Below are 9,385 nucleotides of genomic sequence, written 5' to 3'. Positions count from 1 at the left end.
GGGGGCGAGGCGGATTTCTGACGTGCCGAGGGCGAGGGCGTGTTGGGCGAGGCTGATGAGCTTGTCGGCCGGCATGCTGCCGTAGGGCAGGGCGATGCCGAGGGCGGTGGCGTGGCCGGCTAAGGGGAAAAGGCCGATAGGTTTGCGCGAGGCGCCCCCCTCTGTCCTGCCGGACATCTCCCCCTCTAGGGGGGAGATTGCGCCGTCACCGATGGTTTCGCCAATCTCCGGTGTTGTTAAGGAAAAGCCGGCGTCGAAGCTGCCAATCTCCCCCCCTGAGGGGGAGATGTCCGGCAGGACAGATCGGGGCGCCTCGCGCAAACTCGTCGAGCATAGCCAACCCGCCAGGGACACTAATTGCCTCTCCGATAAATCCCTTGCGTGAGCCTCGCGGCCTTTCTCTGCAACCATCCTTAGAGCTGCAACGGCAATATCGCGCGCCGCACCTTGATCGGCAAACGCCAGCGGCCTCGCATTCCTCCCGTCGCCCGCGACAGACACCCGCCACCGAACTCCCGCATCGGTGCGCGTTGCAGCAAGCCGCAGGTCGGCCGTGACCGCATCCATGGTGAGTTGCCCGCAGCCGTCCACAACGACCGACACCTTCGGTCCTAGGCGCTGTACGAGCCCAGCTTCTTCGATCGCAGCCCTGATACGTTCAGCCAGCGGCCGGGGGTCGGCAATCTCTTGCGGATCAATGCCTGCCAGCGGCCCGGTCTCGACCGGCACGCCGGTGCGAACCGCGATATCAAGCGCATCGACCTCCGCCGCCAGCAGCGCAGCACTTTGCGCCGTCAGGCCGCGTATCTGCAAACTGCCGCGCGCGGTGACTTCCATGATGCCATTGCCGTGCCGCAAAGCGGATTCGGCTAGTCCGATCAACGACTCTGGCGACATTCCCCCAGCAACCGGGTTGAGCCGCACCAGCAGGCCGTCGCCGGTTTGCATCGGTGCCGACAAAGCCGGACAGGCGCCGCGGCGCGAGAAGGCGCTCATGCCGCCACCCCAAGTGCTTCTGCCTCGGCGATCAGGGCTGCGAGCTCGTCGTCGATGGAATTGCGCAAGGGATGCCAGAGACTACGCCGGCGCGCCGACAGGAAGCGTTCGGCAATGATTTTTGCCGCGGCGGGGTTCTCGCGCAGGATGAAGGCGCGGACCATGGGATCGCCTAGATAGGCATCATGAACCGCCTCGATCAGCGTTCCCGAAATGGCGTGCGTGGTTTCGGCGAAGCCGACCAGCCGGTCGACGGTTTCGGCGAATTCGGAGGCGCCGCGCGGGCCGTGGCGCATCTGGCCTGATATGAAGCGTGGATGGACGGCGCGGGCACGCACGACGCGCGCTACGGCCTCACTGATCGAGCGTGGCTTCGGCTTTTGCGGGTCCGTGGTGTCGAGCACGATGACGTCGGCATTCCTACCGAGCGCCGCAACTGCTGCGGAAAAGCCGCCGATGAAGGCGACATCGGCGGAGCCCTCGAGGATGTCGCGGCCGGGGTCGTCGCCGGTGTGGACGAGAAGATCGGCTTCGGCGATGCGGCCCTCGAAAACGCCGGGCGCGGAGATGCCTTCGCCCCCGGCGCCGCCATAGGCGTGCGATGTAGCGTCGAGATAGGCGCGGCCGATTTCGTCGCGCGCGCTCCAGTCGCCGGAGGACATGAGATCCTCGACGCCGGCGCCATAGGTGCCGGGCGAGGTGCCGAAAATGCGCGGGCTGATCTTGCCGTCGGCGCGGGTTTTGGCCGCGAGCGGGTTTTCCGAATCGTCCTCGTCGCGCGCGGCAACCGCGTTGGCTGCGGCATCGATCAGCGCGATTTGGGTCGGGAACATGTCGCGGAACAGGCCTGATATGCGCCATGTGACATCGACGCGTGGCCTTCCGAGCGTGGCCGGCGGCAGCACTTCGATGCCGGTGATGCGGCCGGTGGCCAAATCCCATTGCGGCCGGCAGCCCATCAGCGCCAGGCCTTGAGCGATCTCCTCGCCGCCGGTGCGCAGCGATGCCGAGCCCCAGAGATCGATGACCAGCGAGCGTGGCCAGTCGCCATGCGACTGCATGTAGCCGCGCACGACTTCCTCCGCCGCTGCCCTGCCCAAATCATAGGCGGTCGGCGTCGGCATGGTGCGCGGGTCCGAGGTGAACAAATTGCGGCCGGTGGGCAAGACGTCCGAGCGGCCGCGCGCAGGCGCGCCGGCCGGACCGGCCTTGACGTGGCCGCCATCGAGCGCGGCAAGCAGCGCCGCCTTCTCGGCTTCAGCGCTCTGGCGGCGCATGGCGTCGGGCTCATCCTCCGGAGCGCGGCCATAGATATGCAGCCCGTCCTTGATGGCGAAATCCTTGAGATCGCAAAGCCAGGCGTCGATGCGGCGCAGCGCCTCGTCCGGCGCGTCGGTCGTGGCGACGCCGGCTTCGGAGGCGAGACCGGTTTTTTGCGCGGTGTCGACGATCAGTTTCGCCAGTCGGTCACGGCGGCGACGGTCGAGCCCGTCGGCCTGGGCATATTCATCGACCAGCCGCTCGAGCTTGTGCTGGTTTTCGTTCAGCCCGGCGCCGGTCAGCGGTGGCGGCAAATGGCCAAGGGTGACGGCGGCAATGCGCCGCTTGGCCTGCGCCGCTTCGCCCGGGTTGGAGACGATGAAGGGATAGATGACGGGCAGGGGACCGGTGACGATCTCCGGAAAGCAGTTTTCCGACAGAGCAACGGTTTTGCCCGGCAGCCATTCAAGCGTGCCATGGGCGCCGACATGGACCAGCGCGTGGACGCCGAGCGACTTGCGCAGCCAGAGGCCGAAGGCGATCAGCGCATGGCGCGGGGGCAGCGTCGGGTCGTGGTAGTCGGCGCGGCGGTCGACGGAGCGGCCGCGGTCGGGGGCGAGGGCGATGGTGACGTTGCCGAAGGTGGCGGCGCGGAAGGGGAAGCTTCCGCGCAAACCTGTTTCGTCTTCCGCTTTGCCCCAAGCGGCTTCGACCGCAGTGATTGCCGCAGTCGGCAACTCCGTCGAGAAGGCAATGTAGTTATCTAAGGCCAATCCAGTATCGCTGGCTTCCAGCAAATCCAGCAACCCACGCGGCGTCTGCGGAATCCCCTCAATCACATAGCCCTGCTCCTTCAGGTCATGCAGCATGGCGAGCACGCTGGACGGCACGTCGAGGCCCACGGCATAGCCGGTTCGACCAGGGGCACTGGGATAATCCGGGATCAGGATCGCCAGCTTGCGCCCGGCGCGGGGTGTCTCCTGCAACTTGATGAAGGCCGCGACGCGGTCAGCGACCTGCGCCACGCGATCCGGTTCCGGCCGGTTGGCGAAGGCGCGGTGGCCAAGCGCGGGATCGGTCTCGGTCTCGCCCTTGAAGGAAATGGCGCCGGCGAGGACGCGGCCGTCGAGTTCGGGCAGCACGACATGCATGGCGAGGTCGGCGGGTGCCAGGCCACGCTGGTTGTTTTGCCAGATGTCGCGGCGGGTGGTGGCGACGATGACCTGGAAGACAGGCACGCCGGCGCGGTCGAACAGCGTTTCGATGCCGGGTTCGGCGCCTGAGGCGAAAGCGGTCGCGGTGATGATGGCGGCGGGCTTCAGCGCCGTCAGTGCTGTTTGCACGAATGCCAGGGATGCCGGGTCCTTGAGGCTGGAGACGAAGATCGGGACTGGGTCGATGCCGCGCTGCCGCAGCGCTTCAACAAGCGCATCGATGGGCGCGACATCGGCGGCCAGCAGCATCGAGCGATAGACCAGGATGGGGATGATAGGAGCGTTGACGTTGTAAGCGCCAGCATTCGATAAGTCCGGCTTCTCCACAACTCCACATCCAGGCACGTAAAAACCAGCTTTCGGCACCACCACCGGGCCGATAACTTCCGCATCCGACCCCGCCAGCCGCGCCAATTTCCGCACCAGTGCGCTCATATTCGCCGGGCCGCCCTCGCGGAAATAGTCGAGCAGGCCGTCCAACTCCTCGCGCGGCAGCGTCGAGGCTTCGATCAGGCGCAGATCCTCGTCGCGGCATTCGCCGGGCAGCAGCGCCAGTTTTATGCCGCGTTCGCGGGCGGTCGAGGCAAGCTGGTCGCAGCCGTAGCGCCACCAGTCGTAGCCGCCGAGGATGCGCACGAGGATGATCTTGGCATGGCGGGCGACGCTGTCGACCCAGAGGTCGACGGACATGGGATGGCGCAGGTCGCGCAGTGCGGCCAGCCGCATCGAGGGCAGGCGGTCGGCATCGGTCCTCCACGCCGCCGCCAGTCCGGCGAGGTCGCTGTCGGTGAAGGACAGCGCCACGATATCCGCCGGCGTCTGCCGCAGATCGACCGGCTCGGCGAGGTCGTCGAGCGAGGCGGATGTCGTGGTTAGGATGTGCATCGCAATCCGTGTCCGAAATCAGCCGGCGAGTATACGCTCGATCGCCGGGCGGTTCAGCCCTTTCAGGCCGATGACGACGAGGCGCGAGCGGCGGTCGTCCTGCGCGGTCCAGGCGCGGTCATAGTAATGATTGACGAGGGGCCCGACGGCCTGCAGCAGCAGCCGCATCGGCTTGCCGCCGACCTCGACGAAGCCTTTTACACGCAGCACGTTCTCTTCCTCGGCGACGGTGGCGACGCGTTTTGCCAGTTCATCGGGATTGGCGACCGAGGCTATGTCGACAATGAAGGTGTCGAAGTCGTCATGCTCGTGGTCGAAGGCGCCGTCATGATGGGATTTGCGGTTCTCGATGTCGTCCTCGACGGCGAGACCGAGCCCGAGCAGCACGGAGGGATCGACCTTGCCATGCGAGGTCGGCACGATCTTCACTGCGCGGGCGGAGTGTTCGCCAATGATGGCATTGGCGCGGGCGGTGCCGGCGGCGTCCATCAGGTCGCTCTTCGACAGGATGATCAGGTCGGCGCAGGCGATCTGGTCCTCGAACAGTTCTTCCACCGGATCGTCGTGGTCGAGCGTCTCGTCCCCGGCGCGCTGCGCCTGGAGGGCCTCCATGTCGTTGGCGACGCGGCCTTCGGCCAATGCCGGTCCGTCGACCACGGCGATGACGCCATCGACGGTCACCCGGCTTTTCACGCTCGGCCACTGAAAGGCCTGGACCAGCGGCTTGGGCAGTGCCAGGCCCGAGGTTTCGATCAGGATATGGTCGACCTTCGGCGTCAGCGACAGGATTTGGTCGAGCGCCGGGACGAAATCATCGGCGACAGTGCAGCAGATACAGCCATTGGCCAGTTCTACGATGTTTTCCTCGGGGCAGGTGTCGATACCGCATCCCTTGAGGATCTCGCCATCGATGCCGATGTCGCCGAATTCGTTGACGATGATGGCGATGCGCTTGCCGCCGGCGTTTTCCAGGAGATGGCGGACCAGCGTCGTCTTGCCGGCGCCGAGGAAGCCGGTGACGACGGTGCAGGGAACGCGGGATACGGAAGTGGTCATGGTCAATCCTTCAGCATGTCGATGGGTGGAATGCGGGCCACGAGGCCGCGCTTGAGGCTATCGGGGCGGCCACGCCACGGGATCAGGCCATCTTTCGAGGTGGCGAAGAGCTTTGCGCCTGTCACGAGGTCGGCGCCGCTGGTCGCGGTCAGGTCGCCGAAGACATAGCTCCAGCAGCCGTCGCGCAGGATCGCGGCGCTGAGGCGCCGCTTGCAATTGCCAAGGCATTCGACGCTGCGGATGCGGATATCGTCGCCAGCGGCGGCGCGGCGCGTGTCGTCCGTCAGCAACTCGCCGGCGCGGGGATGAGCGTCGGAGCCGGTCTCATTGCGGCAGGAGCCGCAGACGATGATGGTGACGCCGGCCAAGGCATCATCATGGCCGGACGAAATATCCGCTGTGCCAGCCGAAAAACTGCTGTCGTGGTCCAAAGATCGGGCTCCTTGCCCGGAAACCCGCCGGGCGATCGGATTCTACAGTCGCAGACGGCAGGTCTCCTGGCTCGCGAGTCATCGCCTTGGGTAGCCGCCTTCCCGGGAATTCCCAGTGGTTTTCGGCCTTGGCTCTTCGCTTACAGTTGCGGGGACAGCCGCGGATTTGGGATTTTGCCCCGCACCGCATTCCCTCTTAGCCCTTGCCGTTGCGGGCAAGGGACCATCTGGAACCGGATTTAGGCTTTTGCGGGCGGCGGTGTCAACGCGAGCTTACGACACCGCTATGTCGGCCAGCGCCGGCCCCAAATCCCCGGCAGGCGTCACTTCGATGCGTTCGAGCCCGAGCCAACCCTGCATCTGCTTCAATTCCTCGAACAGCTCCGCAGCGGTTTCAGGCGGCGCACCGGGCTCCGCATAGGCTGCATGGACGCGCAGTATGCTGGCCGGGCGATCGGCCTTGAGGTCGACGCGTGCCACGATCCTGTCGCCGAGCAGGAACGGCAGGACATAATAGCCGTATTGCCGCTTGTCGGCCGGCGTGTAGATCTCAATGCGGTAGTGGAAGTCGAACAGCCGCTCTGTGCGCGAGCGTTCGAAGACGACAGGATCGAACGGCGCCAGCAGGGCGCGGGCCTCGATCTTGCGCGGCAGACGCGCGTCTTTATGAAGATAGGCGGGCTTGTCCCACCCTTCGACGCGCACCGGCAGCAACTCGCCCGTTTCAACCAGTTCCTCCAGCCGGCCTTTCATATCGGCCGGCGACAGGCGGAAATAATCGCGCAAATCGCCTGAAGTCGCCACGCCGTGGGCGCGGGCGGAAATGCGCAGCAATTCGCGGTGCGCGTCCTCAGGCGTCGGCACCGGCAGGTCGAGGATCGCCTGCGGCAGCACGCGCTCGGGCAGGTCATAGAAGCGCTCGAAACCGCGGCGGTGCGCCGTGGTGATGCGGCCGGCCCAGAACAGCCATTCGAAGGCGTGTTTGGCATGGCTCCAGCCCCACCAGCCGCCCGAACCTTTCTGGCCCTCCAGCGCGGAAGCGGCGATCGGGCCGCGCTCGGCGACCTCGCGGTAGATCTCTTCGATGTAGGCGGCGTGCTCGCGGCCCCATTTGGCGAGACCCAGATACATTTCCTCGCCCCGCTCGGCGCGCTGCATGCGCCAGCGCATCAGCGGGTATGTCTCGACCGGCAGGAAGGAGGCCTCGTGCGCCCAATATTCGAAAACCATGCGCTTGCGCGTCACGGCCGCGTTGTCGAGCAGCGAGAACGGGTAGGGGCCAAGGCGCGAATAGAGCGGCATATAATGAGCGCGCACCACCGCGCTGACGGAATCGATCTGCAACAGGCCGGTGCGGGAGAGCGTGCGGGCAAAATGCCGGCGGTCGGGCGTGCCGGTCGGGCGAGGATCGAGGAACCCTTGGGCGGCAAGGGCGATGCGCCGGGCCATCGGGAGCGAGATCTTTTCCTTCATGCAGGTATCACTTTGACGTGTTTTGACCGAGGGTCGAATGGCTGATTCCAACCCATGCTAGCAGGGTTTTGGCGGCATCCATGTCAGGAGGGAAAAGTGGAGTAAAAAGCGAAGGAAATCAAACAGGAGCGGATCGGACCAGTTTGCCGCGATATGCCGTCCAGGTCGATGTTTTGAACAAGGTTTGACTTGCTTCGCTGGAAGTGCTGCGCTAACCCTCGCCGCGTTGCAGCATAGGCCCTTAAAACGGTTCAGCGGTTAAACTGTCACGCTTCCGCATTAGGGTCCGGTGCTGTAATCAACGTGGATTGGCGCCAACGGAAAGCCGAGCATGAACGCACTCTTGAGCTCATACCTGCCCATCGTCCTGTTCATAGGCGTGGCGCTGGTTGTCGGCCTGGCGCTGCTGGCCGCGCCCTTCCTGGTGGCCTACCGCAATCCCGATCCCGAAAAGCTTTCCGCCTACGAGTGCGGTTTCAACTCGTTCGACGACGCCCGCATGAAGTTCGACATCCGTTTCTACCTGGTGTCGATCCTGTTCATCATCTTCGACCTGGAAGTAGCCTTCCTGTTTCCGTGGGCGGTGTCGTTTTCGAAGATCGGCATGCTCGGTTTCTGGTCGATGATGGTTTTTTTGGCGGTGCTGACCATCGGCTTTGCCTATGAATGGAAAAAAGGAGCGCTGGAATGGGATTGAACGACAGTTCAGGCACCCTCGTCGCGCCGAAGCCCAAGGGCATCATCGATCCCAACACCGGCAGGCCGGTGGGGGAGGACGATCCCTTCTTCCTCGAGATCAACAACGAGTTGGCCGACAAGGGCTTTCTGGTCACTTCGACCGAGGCGCTCATCACCTGGGCGCGCAGCGGGTCGCTGATGTTCATGACGTTCGGCCTCGCCTGCTGCGCGGTCGAGATGATCCACACCTCGATGCCGCGCTATGATTCGGAGCGGTTCGGCGTCGCGCCGCGTGCGTCTCCGCGCCAGTCCGACATCATGATCGTCGCCGGCACGCTGACCAACAAGATGGCGCCGGCGCTGCGCAAGGTCTACGACCAGATGCCGGAGCCGCGCTACGTCATCTCGATGGGCTCCTGCGCCAATGGCGGCGGCTATTACCACTATTCCTATTCGGTGGTGCGCGGCTGCGACCGCATCGTGCCGGTCGACATCTATGTGCCCGGCTGCCCGCCGAGCGCCGAAGCGCTGCTCTACGGCATTCTTCTCTTGCAGAAGAAGATCCGCCGCACCGGCACGATCGAACGGTAAATCCATGACCGCATCCCTGAGCGAACTGTCGACCTATCTCGGCGAGAAGCTGATCGGCCGCGTGAACGAGGCTGATATCGCCTATGGCGAACTCACCATCCATGTCGAGCCGCGCGATCTGGTCGAGGTGATGACCTTCCTGCGCGACGACGCGCGCTGCCAGTTCATCTCGATCATCGATGTCTGCGGCGCCGACTATCCGTCGCGGGCCAAGCGTTTCGACGTCGTCTATCACCTGTTGTCGCCGAAGCAGAATGTGCGCATCCGCGTCAAGGTGCAGGCCGACGAGGAAACCATGGTGCCGTCGATCACCGGCGTCTATCCCGGCGCCGACTGGTTCGAACGCGAGACCTACGATCTCTACGGCGTTTTGTTCTCCGGCCATCCCGACCTGCGCCGCCTGCTGACCGACTATGGCTTCGAAGGCCATCCCTTGCGCAAGGATTTCCCGCTGACCGGCTTCGTCGAGGTGCGCTACGACGACGAGGCCAAGCGCGTTATCTATGAGCCGGTCGAGCTCAAGCAGGAATTCCGCAATTTCGATTTTCTGTCCCCGTGGGAAGGTACGGATTACGTGCTGCCGGGTGACGAGAAGGCAAAGCAGTAAATGGCTGAAACCTCCGTCCGCAACTTCAACATCAATTTCGGCCCGCAACACCCCGCGGCGCACGGCGTTTTGCGCCTTGTGCTGGAGCTGGACGGCGAAGTCGTCGACCGCGTCGATCCGCATATCGGACTGCTGCATCGCGGTACCGAAAAGCTGATCGAAGCCAAAACCTATCTGCAGGCGGTGCCCTATCT

Annotated in this window: 8 protein-coding genes, 1 pseudogene and 1 riboswitch; of the genes and pseudogenes, 4 read left to right on the top strand and 5 right to left on the bottom strand. The window is 64.6% G+C overall.

Going from position 1 to position 9,385, the window contains the following annotated elements; genetic code table 11:
• From cobG to EN932_RS20650, 5 genes are all read right to left on the bottom strand, one after another.
• Positions 1-996, bottom strand: a 996-nt coding sequence (gene cobG / locus EN932_RS20670; protein WP_128369027.1) for a precorrin-3B synthase, incomplete at its 3' end; no start/stop codon positions are given.
• The gene (gene cobN / locus EN932_RS20665; RefSeq protein WP_128369026.1) at positions 993-4,355 is read right to left on the bottom strand and encodes a cobaltochelatase subunit CobN; all 3,363 of its coding nucleotides are present in this window, start codon (positions 4,353-4,355) and stop codon (positions 993-995) included. The genes cobN and cobG, both read right to left, overlap by 4 nt.
• A gap of 18 nt (positions 4,356-4,373) precedes the next feature.
• Positions 4,374-5,411, bottom strand: coding sequence for a cobalamin biosynthesis protein CobW (cobW, locus tag EN932_RS20660; RefSeq protein WP_128369025.1), 1,038 nt, complete (start codon positions 5,409-5,411; stop codon positions 4,374-4,376).
• Positions 5,412-5,413: 2 nt separating this feature from the next.
• Positions 5,414-5,842 (bottom strand): DUF1636 family protein, encoded by a 429-nt coding sequence (locus EN932_RS20655; protein WP_013531088.1) that lies wholly within the window; start codon positions 5,840-5,842, stop codon positions 5,414-5,416.
• A gap of 38 nt (positions 5,843-5,880) precedes the next feature.
• A riboswitch (cobalamin riboswitch) is annotated at positions 5,881-6,085 on the bottom strand.
• A gap of 30 nt (positions 6,086-6,115) precedes the next feature.
• Positions 6,116-7,315, bottom strand: a complete 1,200-nt coding sequence (locus tag EN932_RS20650; protein WP_127385421.1) for a winged helix-turn-helix domain-containing protein — start codon at positions 7,313-7,315, stop codon at positions 6,116-6,118.
• Positions 7,316-7,646: 331 nt separating this feature from the next.
• On the opposite strand from EN932_RS20650, the gene EN932_RS20645 reads away from it, so the two are divergent.
• The 4 genes and pseudogenes from EN932_RS20645 to EN932_RS20630 form a co-directional block, all read left to right on the top strand.
• Positions 7,647-8,012 carry an NADH-quinone oxidoreductase subunit A gene (locus EN932_RS20645; RefSeq protein ID WP_010910112.1) on the top strand — a complete coding sequence of 122 codons (366 nt, stop codon included), beginning with the start codon at positions 7,647-7,649 and terminating at the stop codon, positions 8,010-8,012.
• Positions 8,003-8,584 (top strand): NADH-quinone oxidoreductase subunit B, encoded by a 582-nt coding sequence (locus EN932_RS20640; protein WP_013531090.1) that lies wholly within the window; start codon positions 8,003-8,005, stop codon positions 8,582-8,584. The genes EN932_RS20645 and EN932_RS20640 overlap by 10 nt, the downstream gene beginning before the upstream one ends.
• Before the next feature lie 4 nt (positions 8,585-8,588).
• Positions 8,589-9,191 (top strand): NADH-quinone oxidoreductase subunit C, encoded by a 603-nt coding sequence (locus tag EN932_RS20635; protein WP_127370116.1) that lies wholly within the window; start codon positions 8,589-8,591, stop codon positions 9,189-9,191.
• Positions 9,192-9,385 (top strand): annotated as a pseudogene (locus EN932_RS20630) (NADH-quinone oxidoreductase subunit D); the annotation flags it as partial. It lies immediately after the preceding gene.

The organism is Mesorhizobium sp. M7A.F.Ca.US.002.01.1.1 (assembly GCF_004022955.1).
Lineage (GTDB): Bacteria > Pseudomonadota > Alphaproteobacteria > Rhizobiales > Rhizobiaceae > Mesorhizobium > Mesorhizobium ciceri.
The sequence above is the reverse complement of the archived record's forward strand: the minus strand, read 5'-3'. Positions and strand labels throughout refer to the sequence as shown.